An 18736-nucleotide genomic window follows, 5' to 3' on the forward strand; every position below is an offset into this window, starting at 1 on the left:
ACATGACGGGTCTTCACAAGCGCTCTACAAGGGGTTTGTGGGTGCTGACAGCCGCGTGGGGCAGGCGCCGAATTAGTCTCGATGGTTCATGAGGGCCCGTCAGCTTGCTGACAGACCCTTTGTGGTGAGTGTGATGAGGATTTTCGGCAGGTTGAGTGCCCGGCTGTCGCGTCGGGGTGTGCGCCGGGTTCCACGGCTCCGGTGGGCTCGTGTTGCTCGCAGGGGCGGGAAAGTGCTGGTCAGCCGGGGTTCGGGAGGGCTTGGAGCCGGTCTAGGGCGCCGGTGAGCACGCCGGTCCAGGGCCAGTGCCCGGCAAGGCGGAGGATGCGGCGGCGGCCAGTGGCGACGAACTGGGCGGCGGCGGAGAAGAGGCGGAGCAGCAGTCGGCGGGGCTCCCAGAGCCGCGCGGCGCCGGACAGGGCGAGCAGGGGCGTCCAGGCGAGCAGGTCCAGGGCGAACTGGATGATCTCGAACCAGATCTGGTTCTGAGCCGTACGGTGGAGAGGGAGGTTGCGCAGGCCGGTTCGGGGAGCGCGGATGCGGTCCTCGGCCCGGGGCCGCTGCCGGTGGCGCAGTTCGAGGGCGGTGATCGCCTCGCCGGCCGTGTTGGTGGCGAAGCAGGTCAACCGCATGCCGTCGGCATCGGTGAAGCGTAACTGGGCGCCGGGGTACGGCCGTTCCTCGCGCACGATCAGCCGTAGCTCCTTCGGCCAGCCTGTCAGGCAGTCGCCGGCGAGTTCGGCGACCCAGGCGCCGTCGCGGATCTCGCCGTCGGGTTCGACGGCCGGCGTCCAGGTGGAAGCCGGGACCTTCAGGACGGCCTGATGGGTGGCGTCGGTGATGGTCATCCCGATCGAGTACGACAGCCACCGCCCGCGCCGGGCGAGCCAGGCGACGAACTCGTGCGTGCCGCCGCCAGAGTCGGTGCGGATCAGCGTCCTACGCCCCCGCCGGAGCCGTTTCGGCAACTGGGCCAGAGCCAGTTTCGTGGCCTCGATGTGGTCGGCGGCGGTGTTGGAGCCGCGTGCTGCGCGACTTCACGGCGGATGCGCCCGGCGAAAAGCTGGTCGGTTCGGGTAGCCGGAGGGAGTTTCACCCTCCGGCTACCACAGAACCGTGCGTAACAGTCTCCCGTTACACGGCTCTTGTCACCCTGGTCACCAGAAATTGCGGCACAAGCGCCAGTGGGCAATCATTCCTGGGTATCGCTTCGTGATGCCCAGGAAGCATTCCTTGGACTTCTTGAAACCGGCCAGCCGTTTGTACTTCCTGCGGATCCAGCGCACCAGGTAAGCGTTGATGCGCCGCAGGAGTGGCTTCGGGGCGGAGCGATAGAACGCCCCGTAATACTGAAGCCACCCACGCACGATCTGATTGATGATGCGTGCGAGCTGAGCGAAGGTATGGCCTGTGCGCCGATGGATGCGCCAATGTGAATGACGTGTGCTTCATACGAGCCCTGCCCGTTCGCGTCCTTGCAGTGGACAATCCGTGTCTTGGTCGGATGCAGCCACAGCCCGACCTCCGCATCCTGCTCCCTATCGCTGCCGCCAGCCTTCTGGCTTGGCGTTCGCTGACGCAGTGCACGACCGCGTCGTCCACGTAGCGTTCGAAAGTGAAAGTCGGGAACTCCCGCGCCATCCACATATCGAAGGCGTAGTGGAGGAACAGATTCGCCAGCACGGGCGAAACCGAAGATCCTTACGGAGTTCCCCGGTCCCGCACCTGCAAGGTTCCGTCGGGCAGTTGAAGCGGAGCATGCAGCCATCGCTCCACGTACAGAACCACCCAGCGTTGATCGGTGTGAGCCTCCACCGCTTTGATCACGAGGTTCCAGGGCACGCTGTCGAAGACTGAGGCATCACCGCGGTTCCGCTCGGGGACGACTGTACGTCCCCGAGCGGAGCCCGGTCAGGCCGCCAGCCGGTCAGGCGTCGGTGATCGGGCTGGTGCCCACGCGGACGTTGTCGATCGCCCAGTACCAGTTGTTGCCCGCGTTGAAGATCCGGAAGCTGACCTTCGCCGACGCGGCTTCGGCCGGGACGGGGCAGGAGAGCCGGACGAGGCGGTTCTCCTGGTCCTGGCCCTTGTTGGTGTTCCCGGAGGTAGCGCTGCTGTAGTGCAGCAACTGGACCTTGTCACCCGTGTCGAACTGGACGGTGACCTCGGCCTCCTGCGGGCTCTCCTGCCGGTAGTGGGAGTCGAAGCCGAGGTGGAGGGTGGAGGTGCCCGACGGGATGGCCACCGCCGGGGTGGTCAGCGTCGAGTCGAACCGGCCCCGGCCGGACGGGCTGCCAGTGTCGTCCCAGTCGTCGGGGTCGGCGACCGCGACGACGCCGAGGGCACGGCTGAAGTTGGGGCGGTCCTGCCCGCCGGGGAACCAGAACTGCTTGGACAGGAAGGTCCAGCCCTGCAGCTCCCGGGTGCCCTGCGGCATGGCCGGCGCGTTGGTGACCGTCCAGCCCTCGGGGGTGGTCCGGGTCCAGCCGAGCAAGCCGGGCCGGCTGAGGTCGGCCGCCGAGGCCAGCGCAGGGGCGACGGACTCGAAGTCCTCCGCGAGCAGGTAGCCGGTCATGACGGGCCCGGTCTTGGCGGACAGGGACGCGGTCGCCTGCTGGACTCTGCCACTCGGATTCGCCGTGACGGTCGCTTTGAGGCTGCCAGCAGCGCGCGCCGCCGAGGCGGGCACGACGACGTCCCATTCCAGGCGGGCGGAAGAGCGGGCTGGAACGGCCGTCGGCGCGTCGCCCCTGGGGGTGGCGGTCCAGCCCGTCGGGAGGTCCAGCGTGGCGGTCAGGCCGGTGAGCGGGGTGCCGCCGGAATTGGTGACGGTGGCGGTCACGGTGACCGGCCTGCCCGGCGAGAGAACGGTGCCGTCGGTGCCGGGCGAACTCGCCGGACCGGTCAGCGAGACGCTCATCGCAGGGGCGACCCCGGAGCGGACACGCGCGTCGGCGAGCCTGAGCAGGCCGTTGCCGTCGCCGTGGGCGGCGACCACCAGGCTGCCTGCGGTGGCGTTCGGAGCGGGTGTAACGGTGAAGCGCACGTCGGCCGAATCCCCGGGTGCGACCACCGTCGGCGCCGCCGCGGCCCGCTCGACCGTCCAGCCGGAGGGGGCGAGTAGGGCGACCGAGAGCCGGTCGAGCTTGGCGTCGGCCTGGTTTCGCACGGTGACGACGACATCGGCCGGGTTGCCCTGCACGAGCGGCGTGTCCTGGGAGGGCAGCGGCTCCGGCAGGGTGATCGTCGCGGCCAGCGCCGGGGCAGCACCGGTCGCCGGGTCGGTGACGCCGGGCCTGCCGTCGGCCAGGCGGCCGGTCATCCGGCGCAGGAACGCCGGGTCTCCCTGGTCGACGACCACGACGTCGTACCAGCCGTGGTCCGGGAGCTGGATCGGCACGGTCTGGGACTCGCCGGGCGCGAGGGTGACGGTCTGGACATGGTCACCGGGTTTGCGCGGGTAGACGGACTCGCCGACGAGGAGCGTGCGGGTGGCGGTTGAGGGATTGGCGCACCGGACCTTCACCTGGCCGGGGACGGCCTGCTCGACGAGGTACGCCTCGGCGCCCACGCCGGTGCCGCGCAGCTCCCAGACGGACCAGCCGGGGCCGTGGACCTGCAGGTCGTAGCCGTCGGCGCCGTACCCGATCGTGTTGTCGGCGGTCCCGCCCGCTGAGACGGTCCACGCGCGCGGGGAGGTGCCGTCTCCGGGGTAGGCGGTGAACGTGGCGGCGGTGGTGCCTGCGTTGCCGAGCTGGAGGCGTACGTCGGAGCCGGTGACGTCGGCCCGCAGGGACAGCCGATACGGGGAGGGGCGCGTCGGGCGGATGCCGGCCTCCTGCTCCGGGAGCGACTGGTTCTTCGGCGGTACGGGGTTCCAGCGGCCGACCCGCGCCGGCACCGGGCCGGGCTGCTCCACCTTGGGCTGCGCGTATCCGCGGTTGAAGTCGAAGGCGGAGGTCAGGTCGCCGAACACGCTGCGGCGCCAGGCGCTGATGTTGGGCTCCTGGACGCCGGTCCACTTCTCCAGGAACCGGATGACCGAGGTGTGGTCGAACGCCTCCGAGCAGACGAAACCGCCCACCGTCCACGGCGACACGATCGTCATCGGCACGCGCGGACCGGGGCCGACCGGCTTGCCGTTGAACCAGTCGTCACTGTTGCCGGAGTCGGGCCGGGGCGCGACCGGGGCGGGCACGTGGTCGAAGTAGCCGTCGTTCTCGTCGAAGTTGATGAACAGAGCCGTCTTCGACCAGGTCTTCGGGTCGCTCGCGATGGCGTCGAGGAGATCGTAGATGAGGTTGGCGCTGCCGACCGGGGTGGAGGAGCTGGGGTGCTCGGAGAGCGCCGCCGTCGGAACCAGCCAGCTGACCTTCGGCAGCGTGCCGTCCTTGATGTCGGATCTGATCCGCTGGACGAGAGTGTCCGGCTCGGAGCGGTAGGCGCCTCGCATGAAAAGCTGGCGTTCCGCCTCGGTCAGCGAGTCGATGCCCTGCTGGAACTGGGCAAGCGCGGCCTTCCGCTGGTCCGCGGTCTTGCTCCACAGGCCGTCGTAGAACTGCTCTGTGGTGGAGTACTGGGCGCTGACCTTGGACAGGATCTTCCGGCCGATCTGCTTCCAGGGCCGGAAGTACTCCACCGCGTTGTCGGTGAAGTTGTCCCATTCCTGGTAGATCTGCCAGGAGACGCCGGCGGCCTCCAGGCGCTCGGGGTACGTCGTCCAGTCGTAACCCGGGTGGGTGTAGGAGTACGCGGCGTTGGTAACGGCCCGGTTGGCGCTGTCCGGCTCGTAGCCGGTCGTGCCGGTCCACAGGTAGTTGCGGTTGGGGTTGGTCGAGCCGTAGACCGAGCAGAAGCAGGCGTCGCAGATGGTGAAACGGTCGGCCAATTCGTACTGGAGGGGGATGTCGCGCCGGTCGTAGAAGGCCATGGTGCTCTGGCCCTTGGCCGCGACCCAGTCGTTCCACCAGCCGTTCCCCCGGGCCTGGTTGGCGTCGGAGAAGCCGTGCGGGAGCGAGCCGAGGTATTGGATGTCGTTCTCGGGGCGGCCGACGTCGATCGCCGCCTGCCGGGCCGAGAACGGCAGGACCTTGCCACCGCCTGACCGCGGCTGCTCAAAGACGGTGGCTCCGGTGGGCAGACGCAGCGGCGTACGGTCGCCGAAGCCGCGCACGCCCTTGAGGGAGCCGAAGTAGTTGTCGAAGGAACGGTTCTCCTGCATCAGGATGATGACGTGTTCAATCGCATCCATACCACCGGGAGGCAGCGGCGCGGCCATCGCCTTCAGCAGCGACGGGGGCAGGAAAGAGAGCGCAGTGCCACCGGCGAGGGCACCGAGGAGCCTGCGGCGGGAGAGACTAGACATGGAGCGGAGGCTAGGTCACCCCGATACTACGACGAAACCTTGAGTGACGAGTCTTCGTAGACTGTTCGATCATCAACATCGAATGTTCCATCAGTTGTATAGCAAAATTCTCCGTCGAACACGTTCGAACGTTCGTAGCGGCGGAGGGTTGCTGTCGCAGCACCCTCTAGCGGTGGTTTGTTGGATCGGGCAGTAGAGATCGAGGGGTCTGCCGCTGCCGACGGTGTTGATCAAGTTCCTGGAGTGCTGGGGGCGGGGGCTTCGTCGACCATGCCCGCCAGTAGCGTTGCAGCGTGGCCCAGGGCGTCAGCCAGCCACGGACGGCCGGGAGTGCTTGGGGCCAGGAGGCCGGTTGGGGCTGCTGGGACTCCGGTTCTCCCCCTCTCTAACGTGCCTGGCAGTGCGTCAGGCCCGGGTGATGGATCGGCTGGAGTGGGTGACGGCGGGGCGAACCAGGTGTTCCAGCAGAAGCTGAACGCGCAGTTCACGAGGGTTTGGTGGCGCGCCGGATGGCGGTGTCGGAGCGGACCTGGAAGTCGGCCCAGCCGAGTTCATCCTTGACCTGTTTGTAGCTCTGCTCGACCCAGTGGCGCAGCCCGTAGATCCGCACGATCTCGGCCAGCGTGGCGGGCGGGTAGGGCGATTCGGCGGCGCGTGGGGAGCCCAGGCGGGGCAGGTCGGTGGCCAGGTACCAGGTCGCCTTCGCTGGCAGGGTGGCCGGGTCGGCGGTGGCCACCACCAGGCGGACATTGCCGTCCGGCCCCCACCAGCCCAGGACGAACCACGCGGTCACCGGTTTCCTGACCACCGGCGAGCGGCCCTCGCACGACCGCGCCTGCGCGGCACGGCCCCACTGATCGCGTCTCTCCCCACGACGACGCATGGCACTCGCCGTCCTCGCAGGTCCCGATCTGACCTTCCGAAGGCACCCCTGGTGATCAGTGATGCGATACCGGACCGGATCGAGCCGTCGATGCCGGTCCGGCCCGGTCCGCGGGCGACGGTGGGCCGACCACCGCCACCCCTTCAAGGCGGGTTCCCCGGGCCACTCACTCCCGGTCACAACCACCGGACCCTCCGCGCCACCCGGGTCACGACAGCCCCATAGCCGACACCGACCGCAAGGGAAGCGAACAGGGCGGTGAGCGGGAATCCGTCCTCGAGGTAAGGATAGACCTGATAGTGCGTCAGGTAGATGTAGAGCGTAGAGCTCGCCAGGACACCCGCGAGCGCGCTGAGCGGGGCAAGGCTGGGCAGCGTCGGCACCCAGATCAGCAACCCCAGTCCGGCGATCACGATGGCGGTGCGCACAGGCTGGTCATGGAACAAGCCCGGCACGGTGAGCAGCAGTGCCGCCGTCAACAGCGCCCGCTGCCCGGCCGTGCGCGCCCGCGCTGCCGCCCACCCCAGCGCGAACAGCCAGAAGACCACGGCGGGGCTCAGATGAGGGCGGACAGGTTCCAGGCCCAGCAGGTCGTAGCGGCCGATGAGGCCGATGCCCATGAGTGTCAGCGGCACCCCGAAGGCGTACCGTCGCTCCAGCCGGTCCAGCAGCGGTACGGCCAGGAGGACGGCGAGGACCACCAGGAAGTGGACCAGGGCCTCCACGAACCAGTAGGCCCACTCGAAACGGTCGGTCACTTGGCCGAACAGGCTGTTGAGCAGCAGGGCGTTGGCCGGTTCGTAGAAGTCGGTCAGCGCCACCGCGCCGGTGATCCACACCATGCTCGGCAGGGCGATACGGGCGATGCTGCGCCACAGGCGCCGTACGCGCTCACGGCGCCCGGCGTCGGTGAGTTGGAAACGGGCGAAGTTGTAGCCCGCGACGCCGACAAGGACGTGGGCGAAGCCCATGACGTCGAAGAGCTGGATGTGCGAGCCAACGATGCAGACGATCCCGACGGCGCGCAGGACGATGCCGGTCTCCAGAGTGCGGAAGGTCCGCCAGGAGTCCACAGTGGTCCAGGACCGCAGCGCTTTCTGGAGTCCCGCAGCCGGTCGGGCCCGCCGCGGCTCCGGCGCGTCCCGATGGTCATCGTGTTGGTCTCGTTCCTTTCGTTCGTCCGGTCGCTCAGGTGCCGGCGCCGCCAGGGCCTGTAGCTCGCGGATCGTGCTCGTGTGCCAGTCGGCGGGCAGCCGGCCCAGTGCCTCCTCCAGGCGCAGGGACAACTCGACGTAGCACAGTGAGTCGCCGCCGAGACCGACAAAACTGCTGTCCTCGGTGACGTATGCGCGGTCGAAGATCTCTGCGTAGAGGCGGCGGAGGTCCTTACCGGGCGCGGGCGCCGCCTCCTCCTCCGCGGGGCGCGTCAGCCGGCGCACGGCCTCGTAGTCGGGCTTGCCCGTGGCCAGGCGGGGGAGCCGGGCCAGGCCCCGGACCCGTACGGTGCGAGCGGGGAGCCCGCACTCGGCCGCGACCAGCCGCTGGATCCGCGTCACCTCGCCGGCCGCGCCGAGGGCACACACGGCCAGAGCCTCGCCGTCCGCCGCGCAGTAGGCGGTGACCCCGTGCTGCTCCAGCACGGTTTCGACGCGCTGCGGGTCTATGCGCAGCCCGAGTATCTTGGCGAAGCGGGCGCGGCGGCCCACGATCTCGTAGAGCCCGTCGGGTGTGCGCCGGGCGAGGTCGCCGGTGTGCAGTTCCTGCACGGTCCGGCCGAGGGCGAGGTCGGCCGGGTCCCGCGCGTATCCGAGCATCACGTTCGGCCCCGAGTAGACAAGTTCACGGGCGTCCGGGCCGTGGCCGTCGACCGGCCGCAGCCGGAAGGAACCGCCGGGGATCGGCACGCCGACGGTCCCGGGGTGCCGGGCCGCGAGGTGCGGCGGGAGGTAGGCCATCCGGGCCGTGGCCTCGGTCTGGCCGTACATCACGACGAACTCCCAGCCGGAGCGGCGGCCCAATTCGGCGTACCGCACGACACGTTCGGGTGCGAGCCGGCCTCCGGCCTGGGTGACGCGGCGCAGGTGCGGCAGCTCCATCCGCTCGAAGCCGACCCGGTCGAGCAGATCGAAAGAGTACGGCACCCCGGCCAGCGAGGTGGCGCGGGCGGCGCGGAACTCCTCCCAGAAGGCCGGGTCGGACACCGACCGCTCGGTGAGGACGAGCCCCGCACCGCGCGCCAGATGACTGTGGATGACGGACAGGCCGTAGCAGTAGTGCATGGGCAGTGTGGTGGCCGCCCGGTCGGTGTCGTCGATGCCGAGGTACGTGGCGATGGAATCGGCGTTGGCCTGAAGGTTCTCCTGGGACAGGCGCACCAGCTTGGGCGAGCCGGTGGAGCCGGAGGTGCTCAGCAGCAGAGCGAGGTCCGGGTGGAGGGTGTGGACGCTCTCGCGGTGCCGTTCGTGAATGGTCCACACCCCGCCGGCGTCCGGGCGGGCCACGACGTCGGGGGCGTACGCCTGGGTCAGTGAGCGGATCGTGCTCTCGTTGTCCCCGGGGACGAGCAGGACGGGGTGCCCGACGGACAGTGCGGCCAGGTGCGTGACGAGCGCGTCGGTCCTGTTGGCGCCGGCCAGCAGCACCAGCCGCCGTACGGGACCGAGGCGCTCCGCGGTGGCGGCCACCCGCTCGGCCAGCTCGCGGTACGACAGCTCTCCCTCAGGGGTGATGAGCGCCAAGCGTTCCCCGTGCGCGGCGAGTTCGCGCGCGAAGGGCACACTGTCCGGCGGCACGGGTAGCGGCACTCCGCGCGGGCACGGCATGTCGGACGGCGGGAGCGGATCCGGGAGGGACGGGACAGTTGAGGGGACGGCGGGCGGAGCCGGGAGGGGCTTGGACGGGTGTATCACGGGGCGCGCACTTTCCTGGCAACGTCTGCCTGCAAAGGGAATCTTGACTGTTAGGTAAGGTTTACCTTATTCATAGCAAGGTCAGGAACAAGTCACAGCATTGCTTCCGTCCGCTATCCGTCGACGTGACCAGCGGCACACAAGCAAGGAAGGCACCACACGATGCGACGCCCCTCGGCGCGCCGGATCACCGCGCTGGCCGCGGCCGGTCTGCTGCTTCCCGCCCTCGCCGCCTGCGGCTCCGACGACAGCGGCGCCGGAGCCGAGAACGGGGACTCCGCCCTCGTCATCTACTCCGGCCGCAATGAGAAGCTGGTCAAGCCGCTTCTGGACGAGTTGGAGAAGGCAGTCGGCAGCAAGGTCGAGGTGAGATACGGCGACAGCGCGGAACTCGCCGCCCAGATCCTGGAGGAGGGCCACCGTACTAAGGCGGGGCTGTTCTTCTCCCAGGACGCCGGCGCGCTCGGAGCCCTGTCCAAGCAGGGCGTGCTGCAGAAGCTGCCGTCGGCCACCCTCGACAAGGTCGACAAGGCGTACCGCGGCTCCGACGGTGACTGGGTCGGCCTCTCGGGGCGCGTCCGCGTCATCGCGTACAACCCGGACAAGGTCCGCGAGGACGAACTCCCCGACACCGTCCTCGACGTCGTCAAGCCGGAGTGGAAGGACAAGGTCGGGTTCGCGCCCACCAACGCCTCCTTCCAGGCCTTCGTCACCGGGATGCGGGTCCTGGAGGGCGACGACGCCACCCGCACCTGGCTCAAGGGCCTGAAGGCGAACGGGGCCAAGGCCTACGCCCACAACCTCGCCACCCTGGACGCCGTCGAGTCCGGCGAGGTCTCTCTCGGTCTGGTCAACCACTACTACTGGTACGAGCGAGTGGCCGAGAAGGGCGAGGACAAGGTCGCCGCCAAGTTGCACTTCCTACCCGGCAAGGACCCCGGCGCGCTGATCAACGTCGCGGGCGCGGGCATCCTCAAGGACAGCGGGCAGAGCGAGACCGCTCAGAGGGCCCTGGACTTCCTGCTGTCGAAGCAGGCGCAGACCTACTTCGCGGACGAGACGAAGGAGTACCCGCTGGCCGCGGGTATCACCAGCTCGGTGAAGGACCTGCCGCCGTTCGAATCGCTCGAGTCCCCCGACATCGACCTGGGCAAACTGGAGTCCCTGCAGGAGACACTGACCATGCTTCAGGACCAAGGTCTGGTCTGACTCGCTGTGCACACACCGCCGTCCGCCACCGAACGCCCGGCCCGAGCCCCTGCCCCGCCCGGGCTTGAGCGTCCCGAGCGTGCAGAGGGGCCGGGCCAGGGCAGCCCGGCCCGTTCCGCCCGCTGGGCCCGTTCCTTCCGCCTGCCCCTGCCCGGAAGGGCGCATACGCCAGGAAGCGGAGGTACGGCCGGCCGGAGGCCGCCCCTGGTTCTGCTCGTACCCGCCTGCCTGGCCGCCGCCTTCGCCCTGCTGCCCCTCGGCTACCTCGCCGTCCGCGCTCTGGAGCGCGGTCCCGCCTTCGCCTGGGACGTCGTCTCCGACCCGCGCACCCGGGACCTCCTAGGCCGTAGCCTCGGCCTGACCGCCCTGGTCGTGGCGGGCTCTCTGGTGCTCGGGGTCTCGCTGGCCTGGCTGACCGTGCGCACCGCACTGCCCGGGGCCCGCGCCTGGTCGGTAATGGCCACCCTGCCGCTCGCCGTGCCCAGCTATGTCACGGCGTTCGCCTGGCTGTCGGCCGCGCCGGGGCTCGCGGGCTTCGGCGGAGCCGCGCTCGCGATGACGCTGGTCAGCTTCCCCTACGTCCTCCTGCCGGTCACCGCCGCGCTGCGCGGCATCGACCCGGCGCAGGAGGAGGCCGCGCGCTCCCTGGGGAACGGGCCGCTGCGGACGTTCGTCCGGGTCACCCTGCCCCAACTGCGACCGGCGGCCGGGGGCGGTGCCCTGCTCGTCGCGCTGTACACGCTCTCCGACTTCGGCGCGGTCTCGCTGATGCGGTACGACACCTTCACCCTGGCCATCCACACCTCGTACCGCGCCTCCTTCGACCGCACCCCGGCGGCCGCACTCAGCGTGGTGCTGGTGGTGATGACGGTCGCCCTGGTCGCCGCCGAGGCCCGGACGCGCGGCCGAGCCGGGCATGCCAGGACCGGAAGGGGCACCGCCCGCCCGGCGGTCCCGGTCGCCCTCGGCCGCTGGCGACCGCCCGCCCTCCTGTGGTGCGCGGCGGTCGTGGCCGTCGCCGTGGTCTTCCCCCTGGCCGTCCTCGGGTACTGGCTGGCCGTCGGAAACTCTGCCACCTGGGATCTGGACGGGCTCACGGAAACGGCCTGGTCCACCCTCGGTGTCGCCGCCGCGGGCGCCGGCCTCACCACGCTCCTCGCCCTGCCGGTCGGGGTGATCGCCGCCCGGCACCGGGGGCGCGGCGCCCGTCTGCTGGAGCAGGCCGCGTACGCCGGGCACGCGCTGCCTGGCATCACGGTCGCCCTCGCGCTGGTCTTCGTCGCGGTCCGCTATGCCTACCCCCTCTACCAGCAACTCCCGCTGCTCATCGGCGCGTACGCCGTGCTGTTCCTGCCCGTCGCGGTGGCCGCAACCCGCGCCGCCGTCCTCCAGGCGCCGCCCGTCCTTGACGACGTGGCCCGTTCCCTCGGGCGGCGGCCGTGGCAGGTGCTGCGCGAGATCACCGTGCCGCTCGCCGCGCCCGGTGTGGCCGCCGGGGCCGCACTCACCTTCGTGGTCTGTATGAAGGAACTCCCCGCGACCCTCCTGCTGCGCCCCACCGGTATGGACACCCTCGCCACCCGGCTGTGGACCGAGACGGGAGCGGGATCCTTCGCGGCCGCCGCTCCGTACGCCGCCGCGCTGATCCTGCTGGCCGCCATTCCCTCCTACCTCCTGGGCAGGCACAGAACATGAACGAACTGCACATCCAAGGGCTCACCAAGTCCTACGGACCCGAGGAACCGGTCCTTCGTGGCCTCGAACTCACCGTTCCAGCAGGGGCGCTGGCCGCTGTCCTGGGCCCCTCCGGCTGCGGCAAGACAACGCTGCTCCGGGTCGTCGCCGGCTTCCTGCGCGCCGACACCGGCACGGTCCGGCTCGGCGACCGGCTTCTCGGCGGGCCCGGCGTCCACCTCCCACCGGAGCGGCGCCGGATCGGCATCGTGCCCCAGGAGGGCGCCCTCTTCCCCCACCTGAACGTGGCCCGCAACGTCGCCTTCGGACTGACGGGCGCCGACCGCGGCGAACGGCGGCGCCGCACCGGGGAACTGCTGGAACTGGTCGGGCTCGCCGGCTACGGCGACCGCATGCCGCACGAGCTGTCCGGGGGGCAGCAACAGCGCGTCGCACTGGCCCGCGCACTCGCCCCAAAGCCCCAACTCGTGCTACTGGACGAGCCGTTCAACGCCCTGGACAGCGCGCTGCGAGCAGGCGTGCGGTCGGATGTTCGGGCGGCGCTGCGGGCCACGGGTGCGACGGCCGTGCTCGTCACCCACGACCAGCAGGAGGCCCTGTCCACCGCCGACCTCGTCGCCGTCGTACGCGACGGCGAGGTCGCCCAGTGCGACACCCCGCAGGACCTCTACCGGCGCCCCGCCGACCCCTGGGTCGCCCGCTTCGTCGGCGAAGCCGTACTGCTTCCCGGCACCGTCGACCGCGACGGCACGGCCCTGACCGCGCTCGGTCCCGTGCCCCTCACCGTCCCCGCGAACGGACTCCGGGCCGGCACGGTCCTGCTCCGCCCCGAACAACTCCGGCTGACCGCCCTGGACTGCGACGGCGCGGCCCGGGGCACGGTCACGGACGTCTGCTACCACGGCCACGACGCCATGGTCACCGTGGCCGTCGAGGGCCACGACACCCCGGTCGACATCCGAATCGCGGGCCCGGTGCCGGTGCGCCCCGGGGAGGAGACGGGCGTCCGCGTCATGGGCGAGGCGGCCCTCCATCCCTGAATCCGAGCCTCCCGGACACAGGGCGCCCGACGGCAGATCACGCAGATCCGGGAGATGGCCGACTGCGTGTGCGCAGCACGTCGTAGTGGTTGATCTTCTGGGCGTACTCGTCGGCCCTGGCCCTCGGCCCGACCATGATCGTCGGGATGTGGTTGGCGGGGGTGAAGTCGTCCTCGTCCCAGGTCAGCACGAACAGGCTGTTGTGCGTCTTGGCCCATTGGATCTAGGAGTCGAAGGTGTTCTTGACGAAGGCGTACAGGTACAGCCGCAGCCCCAGAAGAACCGCGAATGCGGTTACACCGGTCGCATCTGGGACAGCGCCAACGAGCCCAAGCGGTTGGCCATCGCCCCGTTTCGACTGCCCAGACAGACCCAGGCGCCTGTCGGAGGCTCAGCCGCTCACCTTAGCTCGGTGACCCGCGTCACACCCGGCTCCTGTCAGCGATCGGGGCGCCGTCTCGTTCAAGGGGCACGCGAACGAGACAGGAGCAAAGCCATGAAGCACCGCATCGTCGTACTCGGCGCCGGATACGCCGGGGCCTTCGCCGCCGGAAACCTGGCCCGCCGGCTCTCCCCCGCCGACACCGAGATCACTGTCGTCAACGCCGTGCCCGACTTCGTCGAGCGGATGCGGCTCCACCAGCTCGCGATCGGCCAGGATCTCGCGTTCCGCAATCTCGCCGACGTATTCGCGGGTACCGGGGTGCGGCTGCGCCTGGCGCGCGTCACCGGTGTCGACCCCGAGCGCAGGGCTGTCGCCGTGACCGGCGAGGCCTGCGACGGCGAGCTCGCGTACGACACGCTTCTCTACACGCTCGGCAGCTCCGTAGCCCACCATGGCGTCCCCGGCGTGGCCGAGTACGCCTTCGATGTGACCGGCCGGTCCTCGGCGCTGCGTCTGCGCGAGCGCCTGGCCGGCCTGGGCGAGGGCGGCACCGTGCTGGTCGTCGGTGAGGGGCTGACCGGGATCGAGACCGCCACCGAGTTCGCCGAGTCCCGGCCCGACCTCTCGGTCGCGCTCGCCGCCCGCGGCGAGCCGGGCGCCTGGCTCTCCCCGAAGGCCCGCCGTCACCTGCGCCAGGCCTTCGACCGGCTCGGCATCACCGTCCACGAGCACACCGCCGTCGAAGCCGTCGAGCCGACACGGGCGATCGTCGCCGACGGTACGTCCATCCCGGCCGACGTGACCGTGTGGTCGGCCGGGTTCGCCGTGCACCCCATCGCGGCCGCCAGCGGCCTGGAGGTCGCCGAGACCGGCCAGATCGTCGTCGACCGCACCATGCGCTCGGTCTCGCACCCGGACGTCTACGCCGCCGGTGACTGCGCCTATGCGATCGGCGAGAACGGCCGGCCGCTGCCGATGTCCTGCGCCTCGGCCGGCTTCACCAACATGCAGGCGACCGCCGCGATCATCGCGCGCCTGACGGGCAGCAAGGTCCCGACCACCGGGCTGAAGTACCACGGCAACCACATCAGTCTCGGGCGGCGGGACGCGATCTTTCAGATGGTGGACGGGGACGCCCGGGCGAAGTCCTGGTACCTGGGCGGCCGGACCGCCGCGCGGCTCAAGTCGGGCGTGCTCAAGGGGGCCGGGTGGGGCATCGCCCACCCGACCTTCGGCATGCCGAAGCGCAAGCGCCGCCTGGCCACCGCGCCTGACCGGGTCGGTGTGAGGGTCGCCGCATAGGCTGTGCCGCATGGACAGTGCAGCCATCGATCGGTTCGAGGCCAGCCGGGGCCGGCTGGCCTCGCTCGCGTACCGTCTGCTCGGCTCGGCGGCCGACGCCGAAGACGCCGTCCAGGACGCGTTCCTGCGCTGGCAGGCCGCGGACCGGGAACGTATCGAGGTGCCGGAGGCGTGGCTGACCAAGGTCGTCACCAATCTCTGCCTCGACCGGCTCCGCTCGGCGCAGGCGCGCCATGAGCGCGCTGTCGGAGACTGGCTGCCCGAGCCACTCCTCGAGGGCGACCCGATGCTCGGCCCTGCCGATACCTTCGAGCAGCGCGAATCGGTGTCCTTGGCCGTACTGACCCTCATGGAGCGCCTCTCGCCGGTCGAGCGGGCCGCTTACGTCCTGCGCGAGGCCTTCTCGTACCCCCACGCCGAGATCGCCGGGATCCTCGACATCACCGAGTCCGCGAGCCAGCAGCATGTCCACCGGGCCCGACGCCGGGTCGTCGCCGAGCGTCGCGGCGGCGACGAGGTGGACCCCGCGTCCGCGCGCCGGATCGTCGAGGAGTTCCTCGCCGCCGCCACGTCGGGGCGCACCGAACGGCTGGTGGCCCTGCTCACCGACGACGCGACCGCGGTCTCGGACGGCGCCGGACTGGCCAGGCGGCTGCTGCGGTGCACGACGCGCGAGCGCGTCGCTTCCTACGTGCGGGCCGGCTTCAAGCCCACTCCGGCGAAGCGGCGGCTGGCCGGCGGCTCCCCCGCGTTCCACATCGCGCTGGTCAACGGCTCCCCGGCCGTCCTCGCCGTCGTCGACGACCGGGTCGTGGGCGCCGTGGCGTTCGAACTCAGCGACGGCAAGGTCGCGTCCCTGCGCGGCATCGCCGCCGCGGACCGGCTCGCGCGCCTCAACGAGGCCTGGCGGCAGTACGAACCCGACGCGCCGGTCATCAACGCATGGTGACCCAAGCCACCCAGACCTGAGTCGGAGCGAGGACGGCACCCCTTCGGCCCCGCTGCACAGCACGGGAGCCGAAGTACGTCGGTCTCCCGAATCAGACTCGGCCAGGCAGTTCACGCGCCCGATGGCCAACCATCGGTCGACACAGTGGCCAACTACGAATCGTCACGGAGGGCGGATCCGAGCGTCCCTGGCCACCTGACGCTCGGAGTCAGAGGAGAAGTGACGGCTCCGGGGCGGCTGTTGACGTGATCTCGGACCACTGGGTGCGCTCGGCACGGGCCCAGCACAGGGTGGTGCGTGGGAGGGTCGGCTTCGCGACGGCGTGGTCCCGGGTCACTCGTCGTGGCCCGAGCCGCAGCGGTACACGACCGGCCCCCGGTCCCCGGAGCCGTACTCCGCCGCCGGGACGACCGCGCAGTGAGCCGCCGTCCACCGGACGACTCCGTCCACGGGCGCACTCCCCCGGTGGCTCGCCGCGACACTGCCGGAGTTCCGCAGGACGACATAGCGGAGCCGGCCGGAGTCGATGAGCTGATGGAAGCGGCCCGGCGTCGGATACGGGACCCGGCCGGTGAATCCGCCCATGGGCAGGATGGGAGCGTTGTCCGAGATGATGTACGGTGCGGCCTCCGACCAGCCGGGGATCGCCGCGAGGTACTCGGCACCGCCCCGGTGGGCCAGCAGGTAGGCCAGCAGGCGCCCGCGGGGCCGGCCGAGGCGCGCCAGCGGGTTGCCGGGGCGCACACTGGTGGGGCCGACGCGGCCCATGGACCCCGGTACGTTGTAGCGCGGGGAGAGCGCGGAGGCCGACCACACGGCCGGGACGAGGAGGACGGCTGCCAGGCAGGCGGCCAGGCCGGCGGTGACGACGCGCGGCCGGCGGGTGCCGACCAGGCCCAGGCCCACCAGGCAGAGCACCGTGGCCGTCGGCGCCGTCCAGGGGAAGAACCCCGGGTACCGCAGCGTCAGGATCACGCACCAGGCGGTATTCGCGGCGATCACCGCGGCCGGCACCCAGGCTCCTCTGCGCCCGGTCCGGCAGGCCCTCACGCCCTGGGCGGCCCCGGCACCGGCGAGCGCGGCGAGCGCGACCGCCACGACGCCCATGTAGTACGTGTGCCCGGTCACGCTGCCGAAGCTGAACACCAGGAAGAACGTGGCCAGCCACACCCCCCACAGCAGGTAGCCCGCGAGCACGCGGTCCGTGCGGGGCGCGCGCCGCCGCCACAGGGTCACCGCACCGCCCACGAGGCCGAGCGCGGCCAGCGGGTACAGCCAACCGGTCTGTGTGGCGAGACCCGGGCCGAACATCTTCCAGACGCTGTCGCCGATGCCGCGCCCCGCCCGTCCGGCCGCGTGGACCGCGGGGCCGGTGACGATGCTGCCGGTGCCGGCCGCATCGACGCCGATCGTGTGGAAGCGGGTCAGGAAGTTGTAGCCGACGACCAGGCCGATCGCCGAGTTGTCGGTCGTGCCATCGAGGTAGGGGCGGGCCGAGGCCGGGGTGAGGGTGGCCGCCGCCATCCAGGACACCGACACCAGCAGGGTCACCGCGCCGGCCGACGCCACGTGCGCGAACCGGCGGCGCAGGGTCGTGGGCGCGGCGACGCAATAGGTGACGGCGAGCGCGGGCAGCACCGCCCAGGCCTCCAGCATCTTGCACTGGAAGGCGAGGCCCACCCAGACGCCCGCGAGCAGCAGGGTGCGCAGCCGGGCCCGCTCGGTCGCGCGCTGGGTGGCCTCGGCGGCGAGGAGCAGCATCAGGACGAACGGCGCGTCCTCCACTATGGAACGCCCGAGGCCGACGGTCACGGGCGTGAGGGTCAGGCAGAGGGCGGCCGTCAGCCCGGCCGGAACCCCCGCCCAGCGGCGCACCAGCAGATGCAGCAGGACGACGCAGGCCACCATCTCCAGTGCCTGCGGCAGCACCAGGGCCCACGGGTGGAATCCGAGGACGAGTGCCGAGAGCGCCTGCGGCCACAGGAAGCCGGGCAGTTTGTCGAGCGTGATCGAGTTGCCCGGGTCGAAGGAGCCGTAGAAGAAGGCGACCGGGTTGTCCGTCATGCTGCGCACGGCACTCGCGTAGAAGCCGTGGTACGCGCTGCGGTCGATGCCCCACAGGGACAGCATCGCGGCGAGGGCCGCGATGATCAGCAGCGCCGGACGCTCGTACGGGTACGGGCGCGGGGAGCGGGGCACGGCCGCACGCGGCGGCCCGTCGGCCGGCGCGACCGACCGGCTGGTCGGGCTGAGCATGGGCGGCCCTTTCAGGTTTGCCGGGGATCTTCCTGCCCGGGACGCGGGCTGCGATCCGGATCGCGGCGATTGTCCGTCGGCCGACCTGAGCGGAAGCTGAACGGATCGTGAACGAAAGGGGGGTCTCACCAGCCTCTCACCGTGCTTTGACCGGAGCGGCCGTCAGCGTGCCGGGCGCTGGGCCGCCAACCGCACGGGGGCGTCGGCGGCGCCGTAGCCGCCGTAGCCGGGGTCCCGCTGGACCAGGACGAATCTTCCGCCCTCAGAGCGGACAGGACGTGGCACGGATCCCTGCACCCAACGGTCATGGCGTGGGCCCTGCAGCCGGACGCCATGCGGGCCATTCCGCGCGTGGGGCCCGCTCCTTCACCATCGACGAGACGGGGCTGTCGCTCGGCGCGGCGGGCACGGCGCAGATCGCCGATCCTGCGGCCCGGACCAAGCACGAGGTCGACCTGCTCGCCGTGGCCACCGGCGAGCGCCCGCAAAGCCCTCGGGCGGCCACCGCCCTGATCGGCCAGGCCAAGGCCACCGTCCAACCCCGCGGGCTGAAGGACCTCGAGCGTCTCGAACACATCCGCGCCCTCCTCGCCGACCAGGGGCATCGGCCCGATGACGCGGTTCTCGCCCTGTTCCGCCTGAAGCCCAGGAACGGACGAGGCGCCCCGACACAGGACGGCCAGCTACCACTGCAACCAGTGCGGCAGCCGATGAGTCTCATCTCGTAACGGGGTGTGGAGGCG

Annotated in this window: 12 protein-coding genes and 1 pseudogene; 6 read left to right on the plus strand and 7 right to left on the minus strand. The window is 70.9% G+C overall.

All coding sequences use genetic code 11. From position 1 onward, the window contains the following. Window positions 1–239: 239 nt before the first annotated feature. The 5 genes and pseudogenes from ACFY4A_RS14560 to ACFY4A_RS14580 all read right to left on the minus strand — a co-directional run. Window positions 240–1022, minus strand: a pseudogene (locus ACFY4A_RS14560) (transposase); the annotation flags it as partial. Between the two features lie 135 nt (window positions 1023–1157). Then, window positions 1158–1424: a group II intron maturase-specific domain-containing protein gene (locus tag ACFY4A_RS14565; protein ID WP_390829907.1), complete on the minus strand. Its 267-nt coding sequence runs from the start codon at window positions 1422–1424 to the stop codon at window positions 1158–1160. Between the two features lie 503 nt (window positions 1425–1927). Next, window positions 1928–5365 (minus strand): phosphocholine-specific phospholipase C, encoded by a 3438-nt coding sequence (locus ACFY4A_RS14570; RefSeq protein ID WP_390829781.1) that lies wholly within the window; start codon window positions 5363–5365, stop codon window positions 1928–1930. A 484-nt stretch (window positions 5366–5849) separates the two neighbouring features. Then, entirely contained in the window at window positions 5850–6158 is a 309-nt protein-coding gene (locus tag ACFY4A_RS14575) for a hypothetical protein (protein ID WP_390829782.1), read from the minus strand. 266 nt (window positions 6159–6424) lie between these two features. After that, window positions 6425–9040 carry an AMP-binding protein gene (locus ACFY4A_RS14580; RefSeq protein ID WP_390829783.1) on the minus strand — a complete coding sequence of 872 codons (2616 nt, stop codon included), beginning with the start codon at window positions 9038–9040 and terminating at the stop codon, window positions 6425–6427. Window positions 9041–9319: 279 nt separating this feature from the next. On the opposite strand from ACFY4A_RS14580, the gene ACFY4A_RS14585 reads away from it, so the two are divergent. Genes ACFY4A_RS14585 through ACFY4A_RS14595 form a run of 3 tightly spaced genes read left to right on the plus strand, consistent with a single transcriptional unit; the run spans window position 9320 to window position 13101 of the window. Beyond that, window positions 9320–10366, plus strand: a complete 1047-nt coding sequence (locus ACFY4A_RS14585) for an iron ABC transporter substrate-binding protein (protein ID WP_390829784.1) — start codon at window positions 9320–9322, stop codon at window positions 10364–10366. A 6-nt stretch (window positions 10367–10372) separates the two neighbouring features. Beyond that, window positions 10373–12061: an ABC transporter permease gene (locus tag ACFY4A_RS14590; protein WP_390829785.1), complete on the plus strand. Its 1689-nt coding sequence runs from the start codon at window positions 10373–10375 to the stop codon at window positions 12059–12061. Beyond that, complete coding sequence (locus tag ACFY4A_RS14595) at window positions 12058–13101, plus strand: ABC transporter ATP-binding protein (protein ID WP_390829786.1); 1044 nt, start codon at window positions 12058–12060, stop codon at window positions 13099–13101. The genes ACFY4A_RS14590 and ACFY4A_RS14595 overlap by 4 nt, the downstream gene beginning before the upstream one ends. 37 nt (window positions 13102–13138) lie before the next feature. Here ACFY4A_RS14595 and ACFY4A_RS14600 read toward each other — a convergent pair whose 3' ends face one another. After that, window positions 13139–13291 carry a hypothetical protein gene (locus ACFY4A_RS14600; RefSeq protein WP_390829787.1) on the minus strand — a complete coding sequence of 51 codons (153 nt, stop codon included), beginning with the start codon at window positions 13289–13291 and terminating at the stop codon, window positions 13139–13141. Window positions 13292–13597: 306 nt separating this feature from the next. On the opposite strand from ACFY4A_RS14600, the gene ACFY4A_RS14605 reads away from it, so the two are divergent. Both ACFY4A_RS14605 and ACFY4A_RS14610 read left to right on the plus strand, forming a co-directional pair. Further along, window positions 13598–14788: an NAD(P)/FAD-dependent oxidoreductase gene (locus ACFY4A_RS14605; RefSeq protein WP_390829788.1), complete on the plus strand. Its 1191-nt coding sequence runs from the start codon at window positions 13598–13600 to the stop codon at window positions 14786–14788. A gap of 10 nt (window positions 14789–14798) precedes the next feature. Continuing rightward, window positions 14799–15737, plus strand: a complete 939-nt coding sequence (locus ACFY4A_RS14610; RefSeq protein ID WP_390829789.1) for a sigma-70 family RNA polymerase sigma factor — start codon at window positions 14799–14801, stop codon at window positions 15735–15737. 333 nt (window positions 15738–16070) lie between these two features. Here ACFY4A_RS14610 and ACFY4A_RS14615 read toward each other — a convergent pair whose 3' ends face one another. Next, entirely contained in the window at window positions 16071–17993 is a 1923-nt protein-coding gene (locus tag ACFY4A_RS14615) for an ArnT family glycosyltransferase (RefSeq protein ID WP_390829790.1), read from the minus strand. A gap of 311 nt (window positions 17994–18304) precedes the next feature. Here ACFY4A_RS14615 and ACFY4A_RS14620 point away from each other — a divergent pair, with 311 nt between their 5' ends. Next, window positions 18305–18721, plus strand: coding sequence for a hypothetical protein (locus ACFY4A_RS14620; RefSeq protein WP_390829791.1), 417 nt, complete (start codon window positions 18305–18307; stop codon window positions 18719–18721). Window positions 18722–18736: the final 15 nt, after the last annotated feature.

The organism is Streptomyces sp. NPDC001292, assembly GCF_042896465.1.
Taxonomy (GTDB): domain Bacteria; phylum Actinomycetota; class Actinomycetes; order Streptomycetales; family Streptomycetaceae; genus Streptomyces.